A 17,195-nucleotide genomic window follows, 5' to 3' on the forward strand; every position below is an offset into this window, starting at 1 on the left:
CCATGGGTTTTACCCATGGCTATTGTTGTTGAACCCTTTCAGGGTTTGGGGATGATTATGTCAACATACCAAATTTGTGATGCGCCATCCTTTTTGACAGCCACAACGTGGCTGAACATTACTAGCCATAGGTGAAACCTATGGACTGAATATTGACATCACAACCCAACAACCCATGAAATGGGTTGAACTATGCCCACAAATATTTTTCATCAAATTCAATCCCATTTGTTCGCAATAGATTTTTATATTCATTCTCAAAAGACTCATGCTTATGATGCTCTTTTTGATTTTTAATATAATTAATAACTGCATCTTTTTCTTTTTCAGAATATGTAAACGCTCCATAACCACTTTGCCATTCTTCAAAATCAGGAAATAATCCGCTTTGCTTTATCCAACTATTGCCTGCAATTTTAATATCTTTTACAAAATTGCTCAATGAAACCGATGGATGTAAGTCTACAAACAAATGAATATGATCTGGCATTCCGTTAATTCTGTAAAGTCTGCAGTTTTTATTCTTTACAATTCCCCAAATGTATTTGTATAACTGATCTTCATGCGCTTCAACCAAAACAGGTTTCCTATGTTTTGTACTGAATACAATCTGATAATATATTTGACGGAATGTTGACATTTATTTATTCTTAAAGTTTTCCATTAATTCAATGAAATCATCAAACAAATAATTCGCATCTTCAGGACCCGGGCTCGCTTCAGGGTGATACTGAACTGAGAAGCAAGGATGAATCTTATGTTTCAGACCTTCGTTTGTCCTGTCATTCAATGCGATATGAGTCTCTATCAAATCTGTTTCTTTAAGGCTCTCCTGATCAACTGCGTAACCGTGATTCTGAGAAGTGATCGCTACTTTATTTTTTTCTAAATCCAAAACAGGGTGATTTCCTCCTCTGTGACCGAATTTTAATTTAAAAGTTTTTGCACCGCAAGCAAGGCCAATCAACTGATGTCCAAGGCAAATCCCGAAAATTGGAACTTTACCAAGCAATCCGCGGATCATTTCTAAAGCTTTTTGGTTGTCTTCAGGATCTCCGGGACCGTTGGATAACATAATTCCATCCGGATCCATCAGCAAAATTTCTTCTGCTGTAGTATCATGGGAAACAACAATGATGTCGCAGTTTCTTTGAGATAATTCTCTGATTATTCCTAATTTAGACCCAAAATCCACAAGTACTACTTTAAGTCCTCTTCCCGGATTGGCGTAAGAAGTTTTTGTTGAAACCTGCTCTACCTGATCCGTTGAGAAAGTTGTTGATTTTAATTCTTCAACGGTTGTGTTTTCGTCTGCATCTGCATTCACTATTTTTCCTTTTACCACACCTGAGTTACGGAGAATTCTAGTCAGTCTTCTGGTATCAATTCCTGAAATTCCTGAAAGATTTTTCTTTTTAAACAGTTCCTGTAAAGTAATCTGAGTTCTGAAATTGGAAGGTAAATCGCAAATTTCTTTTACAATAAGACCTTTAATTGCAGGCTCGATGCTTTCGTAGTCATCACGGTTGATTCCGTAATTTCCGATCAGCGGATACGTCATGCAAACAATCTGACCGCAGTATGACGGGTCAGAAATCAATTCCTGATATCCTGTCATTCCGGTATTGAAAACCACCTCTCCTGCTGTCTCCAAATCTGCTCCGAAACCTTCTCCATGAAATACTTCACCGGACTCCAGTATTAATTTTTTCTTCATTTTAACTTTTATCTTTATTTCTATTTTATCTAAATATTTTCGACCTGTCTGATTTCTGATTCCGCCCTTTAAGGGCTCACGGACATCAATTTTTTCTTTAACTCCATGGGCTTCACCCATGGCTATTGACAGGTCGCCCTTTAAGGGCTTTCTTTGGCATTATTTCTTTTTGTAGAAATTTCTTAGCAATTTAAAATTGAATCTTAAGAAATCTCAAAAGCAGTCACACTTGGCTCTTTAACTTTTACCTTTTTACTTAAAAGAAAAACCTTTCTCTTCCAAAGCATTTTTCAAAATCGCCATTCTTGCGAAAACACCATTCTGCATTTGTTTAAAAATTCTTGAGCGTTCACATTCTACCAAGTCAGTATCGATTTCTACTCCTCTGTTGATGGGTGCCGGATGCATAATGATCGCTTCCTTTTTCATTGTTTTTTCTCTTGCTTTCGTCAAACCATATTTTTTATGATATTCCGAAGCTGAAAAACTCATTTTTGAATCATGTCTCTCGTGCTGGATTCTCAATAACATCAAAACATCTACATCGTGAATCATCTCATCTACTGAAAGATACGTGCCGTTAATTAAAGCTCCTTCATCAAACCATTGTTCAGGTCCTGAGAAATACACTTTAGCGCCTAATCTTCTTAAAGCTTCTGCATTGGAATTGGCAACACGGCTGTGTTTAACATCACCAACGATTCCTATTTTTAAACCTTCAAAAGTTCCGAATTCCTGATAGATCGTCAGTAAATCGAGCATACATTGTGAAGGATGATTTCCAGTTCCGTCGCCTCCGTTGATCACCGGAATGTTGATATTTTTCAATTCATCAAAATAACGGTCTTTTTTATCTCTGATCACGACAAGATTTACGCCGATACTTTCAATCGTTTTTACGGTATCATATAAACTCTCACCTTTGTTGACAGAACTGTTGGAAGCATCAAACGGAACGACCTGTAAACCCAGTTTTCTTTCGGCAACATCGAAGCTTGTTTTCGTTCTTGTACTGTCTTCAAAAAACAGATTTGAACAGAACACTTCGCCCTCAATTTTGGCAGTTTTTCCGTTGGCAAAAGCTAAAGCTTCCGTCAGTATCTTATTGATTTTCTCTGTACTTAGTTCGGTAATCGTAAACATAAAATCTAATTTTTGAACATAAAAAAAGCGAAGAAAATATCTTCGCTTAAAATAAATAAATATCGTAAAGGGCGTCTACGCCCGGTAATTCTAATGATATAAATACTGTGTTATTCATTAGGTGCAAAGATATAACATTAAGGTAACATGACAAAGCAAAAATTGTAAAAAAATTAAAAAACTTCAATCGCTGGTTATTCTCATTTATTCTTAATATTTTTGTTAGAATTCAAATACAGTTTATGGACGCAAAAGACAGGATGATTCTCAGTATAATTCAGGAAGACTCTACTTTCTCGGTGAAAGAAATTTCAGAGAAAATAGGTTTAACCTTTACCCCAACCTACGAACGCATCAAACAGTTGGAAAAACAGGGGATTATTGAGAAATATGTCGGTCTTCTGAACCGTGAAAAACTCGGTTTAAATATTGTTGTTTACTGCAATGTCCGTCTTAAAGAACAGTCAAAAAAAGTTCTGGAAACTTTCGAGAAAAACATAATGCAACACGATGAAGTTCAGGAGATCATCAGCCTTTCCGGTGAATATGATTATATGCTGAAAATTATTGCAAAAGATATTAATTCTTATAACGAATTTACCGTCAATGTCATTTCAAATATTCCAAGTATCGGGCAATATCACAGTTCTATTGTGCTTCATGAGGTGAAGAAGTCGACTAAGTTTAAGATTGATTTGGGTTAATTTTTTATTTAAATCAAAACATTTAGCTTAATAATTAAAAAATACTATATCCCGCTTATAATGAAACATATATTATTAATACTAGGAATAATAATATCAAACTCATTCTTTTCGCAAAATACTTCCGAAGTTGTTGATGTAGGTAATAATGAAAGGTTTGAAAATAACGAAGATAAAGACGCACAAAATTACATCGCAGGATATCTTACTGATTTTTTTGATAAAACTTACGAAAAGCCTAACGGACTCTATCTTGTTATCGAACAAAGAAATCCCAGCAACAGAAATACTCTCGAAATTGAAAATGTTCCTTTTCTTACTTCAACTGATATAAAAATATAATTTTAAATAAAAATGGCGATAAATTCCCAACTGTTGTATTTTAATTTAATGAAACAGGAAGTAGAAAATTAAAGAAAACTACATCTAAGAACTCTGGAAATGGAATCGCTATAATTGTTGACAAAAAAATAATTACCATGCCAATGATTGTTGCTGAGATATCAGATGGTAAGCTAGAATACAACAGTATTTTGCCTTATAACGAAACTGAATTAATAGTTAATAAATTAAAATAATTTTCTTTAAATTGACATTTTTTTTAATCTAAATTATCCTAATAATTTATTTTTTAGTTTATTAAACTGATATTCTATTTTATCTAAACAAAGATTTCCGATACTTCCCTGATGGGTATGATTTAAATTTTTAATTTCAAAATCAAAGTCATTATTTTCAATCTCCTGCCCTACTTTTATATACGCATCACGGAATGAGCTTCCGTTTTTCACCTCTTCATTGATTTTCTCTACACTGAAAAGATATTGATACTTTTCATCTTCCAAAATCCCATCCTTCACCTGAATATTGGGCAATGTATAAGTCAAAATTTCAAGACATTCTTTCAAAGAATCTATTGCAGGGAAAAGAATTTCCTTTGTCAGTTGCATATCTCGGTGATAACCCGACGGAAGATTATTCGTCAATAATATAAATTCATTCGGCAACGACTGAATTCGGTTGCAGCGCGCACGAACCAACTCAAAAATATCCGGATTTTTCTTGTGTGGCATAATGCTGCTTCCCGTTGTAAATTCCTTAGGAAAACTTATAAAATCAAAGTTCTGACTTAAATACAGGCAAACATCATAGGCAAATTTCCCCAACGTTCCTGCCAATGTTGCCATTGCCATCGACAACATTTTCTCTGATTTTCCACGTGTCATTTGAGCATATACCGAATTATAATTCATCGATTGAAAACCTAAATTATACGTTGTACTCTCACGGTCAATCGGGAAAGATGAGCCATAACCTGCCGCCGATCCTAATGGATTTTTATTAATGATGTTTTTAACCGAGAACAACATTTCTACATCGTCTAACAATGCTTCCGCATACGCTCCGAACCATAACCCAAAAGATGAGGGCATTGCGATCTGTAAATGCGTATATCCGGGAAGCAAAACATTTTTATGCTGATCTGCTAGTTTAATCAATATTTGAAAGAATTCATCCGTTAAAGCTGTGATCTCACGGATTTCATCCAATAAATACAGTTTTATATCCAATAAAACCTGATCATTTCTAGAGCGGGCGGTGTGAATTTTCTTTCCGGTATCGCCTAATTTTTCAATTAAAATAGATTCAATCTGCGAATGAATATCTTCCGCTGTTTTATCAATTTCAAAAGTTCCGTTTTCGATATCTTTCAAAATTTCTTCCAAAACAGACAACATCTGCGCTGATTCTTCATTGGAAATGATTCCAACTTCTGCTAGCATTTTGCAGTGCGCCACCGAACCTTTAACATCGTATTTTGCTAAGCGTTCATCAAAGTCAAGATCTTTCCCGACTGTAAATTTATTGACTAATATGTTGGTGGCATTATCGTCTTTTTGCCATATTTTTTTCATAATTTTTTCTTTAAAACATTAGTTTTTCTTTTGTCTTGAAATCGAAGATTCGACGTAGTCAAACAAAAGAAACAAAAGTTCAAGACTGGAAACTTCCACTAAAAAATATTTTTATTCTCTAAAAATCCCAAAACTCGTGCGAATTGATTATTGGTTCTTCAGTTCAATACTTGTGTCGCACTCAAACAGTGGGATTTTCTTAACGTTCATAAAATTATTTACTAACGCTCCAATTTCCTAAGTCGATTATTTACAAACTAAATCTTTATTATCCCTTATCCAACCTATAAAACCTTTTCTAGAATCTTAATATAAATCTCAATTCCTTCTTCTATTTCCTTTATATATATGTATTCATCTGCGGTGTGAGAGCGTGTGCTGTCGCCAGGACCGAGCTTCACCGATGTACACGGAATAATTGCCTGATCGGATGATGTTGGTGAACCGTAAGTTGTTCTCCCGATTTCCAAACCTGCCTTAACAAATGGATGATCCTTTTCGATTTTTGAGGAATTTAGCCTGAAAGATCTTGCAGTCAACTTTGATTTCATCTGTGATTGAATAATATCGAAGGCTTCCTGATTAGAATACTCATCAGTAACTCGCACATCTAATGTGAATTGACACGATTCAGGAACGACGTTATGCTGAACTCCCGCATGAATTCCCGATAAAGTCACTTTAACTTCACCCAAATAATCCGAAACTTTTGGAAATTTGAAATTTAAAACCTGCTGTACATCTGCCATGCATTTTTCAATCGAGTTATCATTATTCGGATGAGCGGCGTGAGAAGGAGTTCCTTTCATTTCACCATCAATCACCAACAATCCTTTTTCCGCAATCGCCAGATTCATCTGCGTTGGTTCTCCTACGATGGCAAGTTCGATATTCGGAAGCTGCGGAAATAAAGCTTCAATTCCGTCAAATCCTGAAATCTCCTCCTCAGCTGTCAAAGCAATCACTAAATTATATTTTAAATCTTCTTTATCGAAAAAATGTAGAAAAACCTGAGCCATAGAAACCAGAGAAGCACCGGCATCATTGCTTCCCAATCCAAACAGTTTTCCATCTTTTTCAACCGCTAAAAAAGGATCTAAAGTGTACGCTTTATTTGGTTTTACCGTATCGTGATGGGTATTCAGCAAAATTGACGGCTTGAAAACGTCGAAATTTTTATTCACCGCCCAGATGTTGTTTTTAAAACGTTTTGTAGGAATTTTGTTCTCTTTAAAAAAGTTTTCAATCTCCACAGAAGTATTATATTCATCTTTGCTGAATGAAGGAATTTCAATCAGTTTTTTCAGTAAATCCACTGCATTATTCAGTAATTCTTCTTTACTATAAACAGATTTCAGTTCCTGCATGATGGTTTTCTATATGATTTTTCAATTCGGTTTCTTTAATTAAGAATACTTTATTTACATTATTTTTTACGGCTCCAAGAGCGTTTTCCAGTTTCGGTAAAATTCCTTTATGAAGTCTTCCTTCATTTTTTAAAACAGAAAATTCTCCTTCCGAAATATTTTTGATGACAGATTCAGGATTTTCTACATCTTCCAAAACCCCTGATTTATCAAAGCAATACAATAATTCAACATCATATTTGGAAGATAAAGCCTGAGCAATCACCGAAGCAATCGTATCTGCATTGGTATTGAAAAGATTACCTTTTTTATCGTGAGTGATGGCTGAAAATACCGGAACGAGTTTAAGCTTAATCAATTTCGAGATTAATTTTCTGTTCACGCTTTTCTTCTCAATATCACCTACAAATCCAAAATCTATTTCTGCATGATCTCTTTTTTTGGCTTTAATTAAATTGGCATCAGCCCCTGAAAATCCTATTGCTTTGCATTTTTTCTGCTGAAGTTTTGCCACAATATTTTTATTGATACCTCCCGCATATACCATCGCCACAATATCCAAGGTATCTTTATCCGTGATTCTTCGTCCGTTGATCATTTTCTGTTCAACACCAAGTTTATCAGCCAATGTTGTTGCTAATTTTCCGCCACCGTGAACTAAAATTTTTCGTTCTTTAATTTCAGAAAACTGATCAAGAAACTCGTTCAATAATTCCTCATCATCGATTAATGCTCCGCCGATTTTTATAATGTATAATTTTTCTTTCATTTTATCATTGATAGGATTCTATCCTATCCTTTATTAAATCGTTCTTTTGGAAATCTGATTGAACTCAATTCACTGAGGTGAATTTAAACCTAACGGGTTTTATTTTACTTAGAGTTCAATCCATCTAAAATTTCAGAGAAGACAGCCTGAGCCGAGAAAATTCGGTTTTTCGCCTGTTGGTAAATGATAGAATTTTCACCATCCATTACTTCGTCGCTCAATTCTACATTTCGACGAACCGGAAGACAGTGCATTACTTTCCCCTGATTGGTACTGGCTAATTTTTCATTCGTCAGCATCCAGTTTTCTTTCACTTCGGGCATTGTTGCGTAATCATCAAAAGACGACCAGTTTTTTACATAAATAAAATCTGCATTTTTCAACGCTACATCCTGATTATGAATCACCTCTATATCTTTCGTAAAGTTTTTATCTAAATCATAGCCTTCAGGATTGGCAATCACCAATTCAACATCCATTTCCTGCATCCATTCAGCGAAAGAATTTCCTACCGCATGAGCAATCGGCTTGATGTGAGGAGCCCAAGTCAGCACCACTTTTGGTTTATGCTCTTCTTTCCAGTTTTCGGTAATCGTAATACAATCCGCCAAGCTTTGCAAAGGGTGACGTGTAGCAGATTCCAGAGAAATTACCGGAACTTTCGCATGTTGCTCGAATTGGCTTAAAATACTTTCGTTAACATCATCTTCCTTGCTTTTCATCCCTGCAAAACAACGAACTGCAATGATATCACAATATTGATTTAATACTTCAATGGCATCTTTAATATGTTCAACAGTGTCACCGTTCATGACAGCTCCATCTGCAAATTCCAGATTCCAGGCTTCCTGAGCTGCATTTAATGTCAGAATATTTAAACCTAAATTTTGCGCAGCAATCTGACTGCTTAAACGCGTTCGCAAACTTGAATTTAAAAATACAAGTCCTATTGTTTTACCTTTTCCTTTAGAGGGTTCCAAAAGAGGATTTTCTTTAATTTGTAAAGCTTTTTTTATGATTTCCTGTAAGTTTTTAACATCACTTACAGAGGTGAATTTTTTCATTTGAGAATTTTTATTTTTTCAATGGACAAATGGAATATCCATTTCATTTTGAATTGATTTTAAAGATTTTCTAAAACAGTTTTCAGAGCACCAATGAATAGATCGGTTTCTTCTTTTTTGATGTTAAGCGCTGGAAGTACCCTTAATACAGCCTTATCATTGGAGTTTCCTGTGAAAATATGATGATTGTACAATAGGCTGTTTCTCACTTCTGAGCAATCCCTGTCGAGTTCAATTCCAATCATCAGGCCTTTCCTACGGATCGTTTTAATATGTGGAAAATCTTTCAATTCATTTTCAATATATTCGCCCATTTCCTGAGCATTCTTGATGAGATTCTCATCTTTCATTACGTCTAACACCGCGATCGCAGCAACACAAGCTAGGTGATTCCCTCCAAAAGTCGTTCCCAGCAAACCGTTGCTTGCCTGAAATTTTGGATGGATTAATACGCCACCAATCGGGAAGCCATTTCCCATTCCTTTTGCTGTGGTAATGATATCGGCTTCTATTCCAAATTCCTGATGTGCAAAGAAATATCCACTTCTTCCGTATCCTGACTGAACTTCATCTAAAATCAAAACCGCATTGTATTTTTCACACAGTTCTTTAATTTTAGTTAAAAATTCAGCCGTTGGAATCATAATTCCGCCAACTCCCTGAATTCCTTCAATGATTACAGATGAAATTTCACTTCCCTGATTTTCAAAAACGGCTTCAAGCTGTTCGATATTATTCCAGTCAGATTTGATAAATCTTTCATCATAGTTTACTGGAGCAACAATTTTAGGATTGTCGGTCACGGAAACTGCCGCCGAAGTTCTGCCATGAAATGAACCTGAGAAATACAGTACTTTGCTTTTTCCATTGTGAAAAGAAGCTAGTTTTAAAGCATTTTCATTTGCTTCAGCACCTGAATTACATAAAAATAAGTTGTAATCTTCCAAGCCTGAAAGTTTTCCTAATTTATCAGCTAACTCCGTTTGTAATTCATTCTGAACCGAGTTTGAATAAAAAGATATTTTATCTAATTGGTTTTTTAATTGAGTTTGATAATGCGGATGGTTGTGCCCAATGGAAATTACCGCGTGACCTCCGTAAAAATCAAGATATTTTTCTCCTTTATCGTCCCAGAGAAATGATCCCTGAGCTTTTACCGGATTAATGTTGAATAATGGATATACGTTGAATAAATGCATGTCTAGTTATAAATGATAATTGATGTTTGATGAATGATTTACAAATTCATCCTTAAAATTCTTTTAATTTATCTTTTACCTTGAAGCAAAAGAAACAAAAGTTCAAGACTTGGAAAATTCTGCTAAAATTTTAAATAATTTCCTGAAATTTCTAAACTCGGGCGGAAGGCAAAACCTGTTTCTCAAAGATGTTTTTGACCGCCACTCAAACAATGGAAATTTTTTAACGGAATTCTTTAAAATTTCTTAACACCTCCGTTTCCTAGGTCGGTTTTTGATTCGAGGTGCAAAAATTCACAATTGACTTATTGACCATTGACATTAAAAAGCCAAAGGCTTCAAGTTCAATCCTAAATTTTCGTCCCAGCCCATCGCGATATTCATATTTTGAACTGCCTGTCCGGAAGCTCCTTTCAACAAATTGTCAATCGCTGAGTGAATCACCACAACATTTCCACTCTTTTCTATATGAATCATACAACGATTGGTATTGACAACCTGTTTTAAATCAATTGCTTTCTCACTTACCTTTACAAAAGGCTCATCTGCGTAAAAATCCCGATACAGTTGATTGATATCTGAAAGTTCTACATCTGTTTTCACCGTGGAACTCGTAAAAATCCCTCTCGTAAAATCTCCTCTCCACGGAACAAAATTCAGACTGATTTCATCAGTATTAAATGAAACTAACTGCTGTAAAATCTCATCTATATGTTGATGGGTCAAAGTTTTATAAGCCGAAATATTATCGTTTCTCCAGGTAAAATGCGTCGTTGGCTGTAAAGACTGACCTGCACCTGTTGAACCTGTGATTCCCGTTGTGTAAACCTCATTCAACAACCCTTTTTGAGCTAATGGAAGCACAGCCAGTTGAATCGCTGTCGCAAAACATCCTGGATTTGCAATACTTTTTGCTCCTACAAGTTGTTTTTTGTTGATTTCAGGCAAACCGTAGATAAAATTTCTGTTTTCGAAATTACCATCTAAACGAAAATCATTTCCTAAATCAATTACTAATGTTTCATCTTTTATATTATTTTGAGTCAGCCAATTCCAGCTTTCTTTGTGAGGAAGACATAAAAACAAAATGTCTACATCTTCAGGCTGATCTGTTAAAAACATTTCACAAACCGTCGCTAAATCTGGGTACAAATCTGAAATCTTTATTCCCGAATTTGAACGGCTATATAAAAAACTCAAAGTCACATTGGGATGAAAAGCCAGCAAACGAACTAATTCGCTTCCTGTGTAGCCGTTGGCACCGATTATTCCGATATTTTTTTTCATTTTCTTTTTTCCACAGATTGCACCTGAGGCCATTATTATTTGAACCCATCGAGTTCGTTTTTAAACATTGAATTGCATGAAGCCCGACTTAAGCGGAAATCCTTTTGTGAGGAGGAACGACGAATAAAAGATTGCGCGAGCCCTTCGACCAGCTCAGGATAAACTGCAGGCTGATAAAGCTGCCTAAATCTTATTTATCTGATGATATATATTTAAAGAATTGCTTACGATTTTTGTGTAGCCTTTCACATCTTCTCCCGTCCACGCTCTGTTTGCTTCGCCATAGCTTCCGAATTTATCGGACATTAGATCATGCTTAGACTCAATTCCGTTTAAGATAAATCTGTATGAATGAAGGGTTACAAAAACTTTTCCGCTTACCGTTCTTTGAGAATCATTCAAGAAAGACTCAATATTTCTCATCACAGGATCTAAGAAAAGTGCCTCATGAAGCCAGTTTCCGTACCAGTCAGACAATTGAGATTTCATCATCTGCTGATATTTTGAAAGCGTATGTTTTTCCAATAAATGGTGTGCTTTGATAATCACAGACGCTGCTGCCGCTTCAAATCCTACCCTACCTTTAATTCCGACAATTGTATCCCCAACATGAATATCACGACCGATTCCATAAGCAGACGCTAATTTTTCAATTTTTTGAATCGCATAAACAGAATGTTCAAAATTTTCTCCGTTTACCGCTACGACCTCACCATTTTTAAATTCAATTTCCAATTCTGAAGGCTCAGTTTCTTTAAGTTGAGACGGAAAAGCTTCTTCGGGAAGATAGTTTCTTGATGTCAAGGTTTCTTTTCCACCGACTGAAGTTCCCCAAAGTCCTTTATTGACAGAATATTGTGCTTTCTGGAACTCCATTTCGTAACCATGACCTTTCAAAAATTCAATTTCTTCTTCACGGGATAAAGATAGATCACGAATAGGCGTAATAATTTGCACATTCGGACACATGACCTGAAAAATCAAATCGAAACGAACCTGGTCATTTCCAGCACCTGTACTTCCGTGAGCAATCGCATCAGCACCGATTTCAATCGCATATTTTGCGATTTCCTGCGCCTGCACCGTACGTTCAGCACTCACAGATAACGGATAGGTATTGTTTTTCAATACATTACCAAAGATCAAATACTTTACACAAGAATTATAATAATCTTCCTGAGCGTCAACGCACCTGTATTCTTTCACCCCAAGTTGAAAGGCTTTTTTCTCCAGTTCTTTTTCCTCTTCTTGAGAAAAACCTCCGGTATTTACAGTGACTGCATATACTTCATATCCAAGTGTTTCACTCAGATATTTGGCACAGTAAGAGGTATCGAGACCTCCGCTAAACGCTAAGATTACTTTCTTGCTCATTTGAATATTGATTTTCGGGTTGATTATTCTCAACGCCATTTACTTTATTATTTTCAGGAACGAAAAGCATAGCCGTACAAAGGCAGTTTTTCCGTTCTTTTTTCATTAAAATTTCATAATTCACGCAACTTTTGCATCCGCTCCAAAACTCATCATCCTGCGTTAATTCAGAATAAATCACCGGTTTATAGCCTAGGTCACTGTTGATTTTCATCACTGCCAAACCTGTCGTTAAACCAAATATTTTTGCATTCGGAAATTTTTCTCGTGACAAAGCAAACACTCTGTCTTTGATCAAAGTTGCAATACCTCCATGCCTGAATTTTGGAGAAACAATCAACCCCGAATTGGCTACAAACTGACCGTGCGACCAGGTTTCAATATAACAGAACCCCACCCATTCACCATTTTCAGTAGCGACTACAGCGTTACCTTCCGAAATTTTTTTACTTAAATATTCGATGGAACGTTTAGCGATTCCCGTTCCCCGTCGCTGTGCAGAATCATACATTTCCTGCTGTATTTCACTCACATACATTAAATGTTCGCATGAGGAAATTTGTATTTCCATTTATTTATCTGAATTTTTTGGCAAATTTAAAACATATTATCTTTAAAAAACAAATTAAAAAGATAATTTTATTGTTTAATTAATATTTGCAGGTATAATTATCTTATTGTTAAAATTTAATATTGCTAAATTGTTATATATTTGCTAAAATGCTATATATGGAAAGTATCTGCCCGAAATGCAAAAGTGAAAAAGTCGTAAAAAGCGGAATCATTAATGAGAAACAGAGATTCCACTGTAAGGATTGTAATTATTACTTTACCGTTAAAAAATTAGGTAAAAAAATTGATGATTACTATGTGACCAAAGCACTACAATTATATCTCGAAGGCTTAAGTTTCCGTGAAATAGAAAGGATTATCGGCGTTTCTCATGTAACCATCAGTTCCTGGATCAAGAAATACAATATTACGAGACCACCTCACTCTGATTTTCATCCGGTTTATAAAATTTTAAAGCAAAATGAGTTGATCGAATACATTTCCAAAGAAGAAAATATTAAAGATTCAGGTCTAATTATCACTCAATTTGCTGACAAGTACATGTTGATTAAATGGGAAAGATTTAAGAAATAAATTCAAATATTTCTAGCATATTTCTGCTAAAATTAAATTTCAAGACCATCAATTAAATTATTTAACAAGCATTATATTAGATGGTTGTCATTAAAATTTTACGACTTATCAATAATCATTGATCATTAATCAACTATATCATAACCATTAATATATACTGAATTTTTATAACTAAATTATTAATTCCAATTTGGCTTTCACAAAATAACAGCCAAAAAATTAATAATTTATGAAGAAAATATTAAGTTTTATTGGATTAGCTTTAATCAGCAGTTCTGTATACGGTCAGGGTTCACCTGATTATGGAAATGGTTTAAAAATAAATTTAAATCCTGAAGGAGATAAATATGTTAGATTTATTCTCTGGGATCAGTTTTGGATCAGGAACACCGAAATGAACCCCGGAAGTATGGTAGGCGGCGAACCCACTGACAATACCTGGAATTTAGGAAACCGGAGAGCACGTATTTTAGCCTATGCTCAAATCACAAAGCGTTACATGATTCTTACGCATTTCGGGATTAACAATCAGACTTTCATCAACGGTGGCTCGACAGGAGCAACAGGAACCGGTGGCTACGGTAATGGTAAAAAACCCCAGCTTTTCTTTCACGATGCATGGAATGAATATGCCGTTGTAATGCCGGGCGAAGCAGGAAAATTCAGCTTGACATTAGGTGGCGGACTTCATTATTACATGGGACTTTCGCGTATGACGATGGCTTCCACACTAAACTTCCTGACGTTAGATTCACCGATTTTCAGCTGGCCTCTGATTGATAATTCAGATCAGTTTGCAAGGCAGATGGGACTTTTCGCAAAAGGTAAATACGGAAAATTTGAGTACCGGATGAGTTTAAACAAACCTTTCGCAACAGATCTCGCTCCAGCCAACACATTAATTCCCGGAAATGAAGTCGCTGTAGACAACAACGGAAATCCAAACTGGTCTAAAGCAGGTTATTTTGAATATCAGTTTTTAGACACAGAATCTAATCTTCTTCCTTTCAAAGTGGGTTCTTATCTGGGAACCAAAAAAGTTTTCAACGTGGGCGCAGGATTTTACCATCAGGCGGAAGGAACGAGAACTTCAGTCAATTCAAACATCGAAAAACACGATATTACCCTACTTTCTGTAGATGCTTTTGCTGATATTCCTTTGGGTGAAGCAAAAAATAAAATGGCTGTTTCGGCGTACGCAGGTTATTTTAACTATAATTTCGGACCGAATTACGTGAGAAATTTAGGTACAATGAACATCACAGCCAACGACCCTAATTTTGTCGGACAAAGAGCTTTAGCTGGTCCCGGAAATCTACAACCCATGATCGGAACCGGAAATGTGGTCTATGCTCAGGCAGGTCTGTTATTGCCGAGCCAGGCTGAAAAACCGAAAATCAGAATTCAGCCTTTTGCTGCTTATACGTATAAAGATTTTGAAGCGTTTGATAAGCCATCGTCGCAGTTTGATGTGGGAGCCAACTGGTTTTTGGACGGTCATCATGCAAAAATCACGACACAATATTCTACGAGACCAGTTTACACAAGTCCAACAGAAAACCCGAAATCTAAAGGCGAATTTATTGTACAGCTTCAGATTTATTTATAAAAACCAATTCCATTTAAATTTAATTATTAACAAAAAAAATCTATTGATATGAGCGAACAACACCACGATGTTTACGAGAATATGACAGATAAGCAGAAAAACCGCACCATCTGGAACGTGATCACTGCATCGTCCCTCGGAACCTTGATAGAATGGTATGATTTCTATATTTTCGGAAGTCTGGCAGTCGTTTTGGCGACCAAATTCTTTCCCGCAGACAATCCTACTGCAGCATTTTTATCTACGCTGGCCACTTTTGCTGCCGGATTTGTAGTAAGACCTTTCGGAGCCCTGTTTTTCGGAAGACTGGGAGACATCATCGGAAGAAAATATACTTTCTTAGTGACTTTATTGATCATGGGATTCTCAACCTTCCTGATCGGATGTATTCCGGGATATGAAACCATCGGATTTATGGCACCGGTTTTAGTTTTAATCTTAAGACTTTTACAGGGATTAGCTTTAGGTGGAGAATACGGCGGAGCAGCGACTTATGTTGCGGAATATTCGCAGCCACACAGAAGAGGTTACTGGACTTCATGGATTCAGACTACCGCTACAGCAGGACTTTTCATTTCACTGATCGTCATTTTAATTACTAAAAATACACTCTCAGCAGAAGACTTTGACTCATGGGGATGGAGAGTTCCGTTCTGGATTTCAATTCTGATGGTTGGAGTTTCATATTTCATCAGAAAAAACATGAAGGAATCACCACTTTTTGCAAAGGCTAAAAGTGAAGGGAAAACTTCTAAAAATCCTTTAAAAGAAAGCTTCGGGAATAAGTTCAATTTCAAATTTGTCTTGTTGGCTTTATTCGGAGCCGCGATGGGACAAGGGGTAATCTGGTACACAGGGCAGTTTTACGCCATGAGTTTCCTTCAAAAAGTAATGAACATTAATTCGATGCAGGTCGATTACCTGATGGCAACGGCACTGTTGATGGGAACACCTTTCTTCGTATTTTTCGGTTGGCTTTCAGATAAAATTGGCCGAAAAGCAATTATGATGACAGGGATGCTGGTCGCAATCTTAGCCTATCGACCAATTTATGACGCAATGTACAAAAGCGTGAATATAGAAGCGAAAACTGTGGCAAGTGAGGGTATTAAAGAAACACGAGTTGCAGCCATTCACAAAACGATTGCAACAGACAGTTTAGTGACATTCCACAAAGAAACGACTTACACAGACGGAACTTTAATTAAAAAAGACAGTATCGTTCACTGGTCAGCAGCCGGTCCGGTAATGAAAGACGGAAAAGCTGAAGAGCCAAAAGTTTCAACGTCGATTACGTTAAACGACGACACGAGATGGTATTTGGTCTTCCTTGTATTTATTCAGGTGATTTTTGTGACGATGGTTTACGGTCCGATTGCCGCATTTTTAGTTGAAATGTTCCCGGTGAGAATCCGTTACACTTCGATGTCGTTGCCGTATCATATTGGTAATGGGGTTTTTGGAGGATTGCTTCCCGCAGTAGCGACCTATCTCGTAACTTCCGGAAAAGATGCAGGACATGCGACGTGGTATCTTGAAGGACTTTGGTATCCGATCGGAGTTGCCGCAGTCTGTTTAGTCATCGGATTAATTTATCTGAAAAATAAGAACAACAATATCCACGATTAATAGGGATAATCACTCAAAAATTTATTAATTTTAAATCTACTAAAATGAACGGATTAAAAAAAATATTAGGCATTGTATGGATTTTAGCCGCCCTAATTGTCGCCTATTTTGGAATAACGGTGATGGGCATCCCTAAAATCACATCAGAAAAGCAGGAAGACCTTGTGTTCGGCATTATTATACTTTTTGTATTGGTTCCGATCGTCACAGGCGGATTGGCCATCTTTGGATATTATTCATTGACTGGAGAATATTCTGACGAGAAATAAAT

The 17,195-nt window shown here is 36.1% G+C and carries 17 protein-coding genes and 1 pseudogene; 7 read left to right on the forward strand and 11 right to left on the reverse strand.

The annotated features are described in order from the left end of the window. Nucleotides 1-190: 190 nt before the first annotated feature. The 3 genes from tnpA to AR685_RS04155 all read right to left on the reverse strand — a co-directional run bounded on the left by tnpA (nt 191) and on the right by AR685_RS04155 (nt 2,860). On the reverse strand, nt 191-640 hold the full coding sequence (tnpA, locus tag AR685_RS04145; RefSeq protein ID WP_059123819.1) for an IS200/IS605 family transposase: 450 nt from the start codon (nt 638-640) through the stop codon (nt 191-193). Then, nucleotides 641-1,717: a carbamoyl phosphate synthase small subunit gene (locus AR685_RS04150; RefSeq protein WP_047442944.1), complete on the reverse strand. Its 1,077-nt coding sequence runs from the start codon at nt 1,715-1,717 to the stop codon at nt 641-643. Nucleotides 1,718-1,969: 252 nt separating this feature from the next. Continuing rightward, nucleotides 1,970-2,860 (reverse strand): aspartate carbamoyltransferase catalytic subunit, encoded by an 891-nt coding sequence (locus AR685_RS04155; protein ID WP_047442943.1) that lies wholly within the window; start codon nt 2,858-2,860, stop codon nt 1,970-1,972. 242 nt (nt 2,861-3,102) lie between these two features. Here AR685_RS04155 and AR685_RS04160 point away from each other — a divergent pair, with 242 nt between their 5' ends. The 3 genes and pseudogenes from AR685_RS04160 to AR685_RS18385 form a co-directional block, all read left to right on the forward strand. Continuing rightward, nucleotides 3,103-3,564 (forward strand): Lrp/AsnC family transcriptional regulator, encoded by a 462-nt coding sequence (locus AR685_RS04160; protein ID WP_082671884.1) that lies wholly within the window; start codon nt 3,103-3,105, stop codon nt 3,562-3,564. A 60-nt stretch (nt 3,565-3,624) separates the two neighbouring features. Further along, nucleotides 3,625-3,906: a hypothetical protein gene (locus AR685_RS04165; protein WP_059123821.1), complete on the forward strand. Its 282-nt coding sequence runs from the start codon at nt 3,625-3,627 to the stop codon at nt 3,904-3,906. 56 nt (nt 3,907-3,962) lie between these two features. After that, nucleotides 3,963-4,142 (forward strand): annotated as a pseudogene (locus tag AR685_RS18385) (SecDF P1 head subdomain-containing protein); the annotation flags it as partial. Nucleotides 4,143-4,175: 33 nt separating this feature from the next. On the opposite strand, the gene argH reads toward AR685_RS18385, so the two are convergent. The 8 genes from argH to AR685_RS04205 all read right to left on the reverse strand — a co-directional run bounded on the left by argH (nt 4,176) and on the right by AR685_RS04205 (nt 13,111). After that, the gene (gene argH, locus AR685_RS04170; protein WP_059123822.1) at nt 4,176-5,480 is read right to left on the reverse strand and encodes an argininosuccinate lyase; all 1,305 of its coding nucleotides are present in this window, start codon (nt 5,478-5,480) and stop codon (nt 4,176-4,178) included. 284 nt (nt 5,481-5,764) lie between these two features. Next, nucleotides 5,765-6,847: a M20 family metallo-hydrolase gene (locus AR685_RS04175; protein WP_059123823.1), complete on the reverse strand. Its 1,083-nt coding sequence runs from the start codon at nt 6,845-6,847 to the stop codon at nt 5,765-5,767. Then, a complete protein-coding gene (argB, locus tag AR685_RS04180; protein ID WP_059123824.1) occupies nt 6,822-7,616 on the reverse strand; it encodes an acetylglutamate kinase in 795 nt (264 codons plus the stop codon). Before argB ends, AR685_RS04175 begins: the two co-directional genes overlap by 26 nt. 104 nt (nt 7,617-7,720) lie before the next feature. Beyond that, entirely contained in the window at nt 7,721-8,680 is a 960-nt protein-coding gene (locus tag AR685_RS04185) for an acetylornithine carbamoyltransferase (protein WP_059123825.1), read from the reverse strand. Nucleotides 8,681-8,739: 59 nt separating this feature from the next. Beyond that, nucleotides 8,740-9,879, reverse strand: a complete 1,140-nt coding sequence (locus AR685_RS04190) for an aspartate aminotransferase family protein (protein ID WP_059123826.1) — start codon at nt 9,877-9,879, stop codon at nt 8,740-8,742. A 321-nt stretch (nt 9,880-10,200) separates the two neighbouring features. Then, nucleotides 10,201-11,166 carry an N-acetyl-gamma-glutamyl-phosphate reductase gene (gene argC, locus AR685_RS04195; protein WP_059124136.1) on the reverse strand — a complete coding sequence of 322 codons (966 nt, stop codon included), beginning with the start codon at nt 11,164-11,166 and terminating at the stop codon, nt 10,201-10,203. Between the two features lie 183 nt (nt 11,167-11,349). Next, entirely contained in the window at nt 11,350-12,540 is a 1,191-nt protein-coding gene (gene argG, locus AR685_RS04200; protein WP_047443079.1) for an argininosuccinate synthase, read from the reverse strand. Continuing rightward, a complete protein-coding gene (locus AR685_RS04205) occupies nt 12,512-13,111 on the reverse strand; it encodes a GNAT family N-acetyltransferase (protein ID WP_117584618.1) in 600 nt (199 codons plus the stop codon). Before AR685_RS04205 ends, argG begins: the two co-directional genes overlap by 29 nt. Nucleotides 13,112-13,269: 158 nt before the next feature. Between AR685_RS04205 and AR685_RS04210 the strand changes: the two genes are divergently transcribed. From AR685_RS04210 to AR685_RS04225, 4 genes are all read left to right on the forward strand, one after another. Then, nucleotides 13,270-13,686 (forward strand): terminase gpP N-terminus-related DNA-binding protein, encoded by a 417-nt coding sequence (locus AR685_RS04210; RefSeq protein WP_047442937.1) that lies wholly within the window; start codon nt 13,270-13,272, stop codon nt 13,684-13,686. A 229-nt stretch (nt 13,687-13,915) separates the two neighbouring features. Next, nucleotides 13,916-15,295: a hypothetical protein gene (locus tag AR685_RS04215; RefSeq protein WP_059123827.1), complete on the forward strand. Its 1,380-nt coding sequence runs from the start codon at nt 13,916-13,918 to the stop codon at nt 15,293-15,295. Between the two features lie 48 nt (nt 15,296-15,343). Beyond that, entirely contained in the window at nt 15,344-16,924 is a 1,581-nt protein-coding gene (locus tag AR685_RS04220) for an MFS transporter (RefSeq protein WP_059123828.1), read from the forward strand. Between the two features lie 44 nt (nt 16,925-16,968). Beyond that, a complete protein-coding gene (locus AR685_RS04225) occupies nt 16,969-17,193 on the forward strand; it encodes a DUF6814 family protein (RefSeq protein WP_047442935.1) in 225 nt (74 codons plus the stop codon). The last annotated feature ends 2 nt before the right edge of the window (nt 17,194-17,195 follow it).

Origin of the sequence: Chryseobacterium sp. JAH (genome assembly GCF_001507335.1) — a bacterium.
Lineage (GTDB): Bacteria > Bacteroidota > Bacteroidia > Flavobacteriales > Weeksellaceae > Chryseobacterium.

What these genes read in the sequence shown, in the direction of transcription:
- tnpA (WP_059123819.1), bottom strand. Translation starts at nt 640, where the DNA reads ATGTCAACATTCCGTCAAATATATTATCAGATTGTATTCAGTACAAAA.
- AR685_RS04150 (WP_047442944.1), bottom strand. Translation starts at nt 1,717, where the DNA reads ATGAAGAAAAAATTAATACTGGAGTCCGGTGAAGTATTTCATGGAGAA.
- AR685_RS04155 (WP_047442943.1), bottom strand. Translation starts at nt 2,860, where the DNA reads ATGTTTACGATTACCGAACTAAGTACAGAGAAAATCAATAAGATACTG.
- AR685_RS04160 (WP_082671884.1), top strand. Translation starts at nt 3,103, where the DNA reads ATGGACGCAAAAGACAGGATGATTCTCAGTATAATTCAGGAAGACTCT.
- AR685_RS04165 (WP_059123821.1), top strand. Translation starts at nt 3,625, where the DNA reads ATGAAACATATATTATTAATACTAGGAATAATAATATCAAACTCATTC.
- argH (WP_059123822.1), bottom strand. Translation starts at nt 5,480, where the DNA reads ATGAAAAAAATATGGCAAAAAGACGATAATGCCACCAACATATTAGTC.
- AR685_RS04175 (WP_059123823.1), bottom strand. Translation starts at nt 6,847, where the DNA reads ATGCAGGAACTGAAATCTGTTTATAGTAAAGAAGAATTACTGAATAAT.
- argB (WP_059123824.1), bottom strand. Translation starts at nt 7,616, where the DNA reads ATGAAAGAAAAATTATACATTATAAAAATCGGCGGAGCATTAATCGAT.
- AR685_RS04185 (WP_059123825.1), bottom strand. Translation starts at nt 8,680, where the DNA reads ATGAAAAAATTCACCTCTGTAAGTGATGTTAAAAACTTACAGGAAATC.
- AR685_RS04190 (WP_059123826.1), bottom strand. Translation starts at nt 9,879, where the DNA reads ATGCATTTATTCAACGTATATCCATTATTCAACATTAATCCGGTAAAA.
- argC (WP_059124136.1), bottom strand. Translation starts at nt 11,166, where the DNA reads ATGAAAAAAAATATCGGAATAATCGGTGCCAACGGCTACACAGGAAGC.
- argG (WP_047443079.1), bottom strand. Translation starts at nt 12,540, where the DNA reads ATGAGCAAGAAAGTAATCTTAGCGTTTAGCGGAGGTCTCGATACCTCT.
- AR685_RS04205 (WP_117584618.1), bottom strand. Translation starts at nt 13,111, where the DNA reads ATGGAAATACAAATTTCCTCATGCGAACATTTAATGTATGTGAGTGAA.
- AR685_RS04210 (WP_047442937.1), top strand. Translation starts at nt 13,270, where the DNA reads ATGGAAAGTATCTGCCCGAAATGCAAAAGTGAAAAAGTCGTAAAAAGC.
- AR685_RS04215 (WP_059123827.1), top strand. Translation starts at nt 13,916, where the DNA reads ATGAAGAAAATATTAAGTTTTATTGGATTAGCTTTAATCAGCAGTTCT.
- AR685_RS04220 (WP_059123828.1), top strand. Translation starts at nt 15,344, where the DNA reads ATGAGCGAACAACACCACGATGTTTACGAGAATATGACAGATAAGCAG.
- AR685_RS04225 (WP_047442935.1), top strand. Translation starts at nt 16,969, where the DNA reads ATGAACGGATTAAAAAAAATATTAGGCATTGTATGGATTTTAGCCGCC.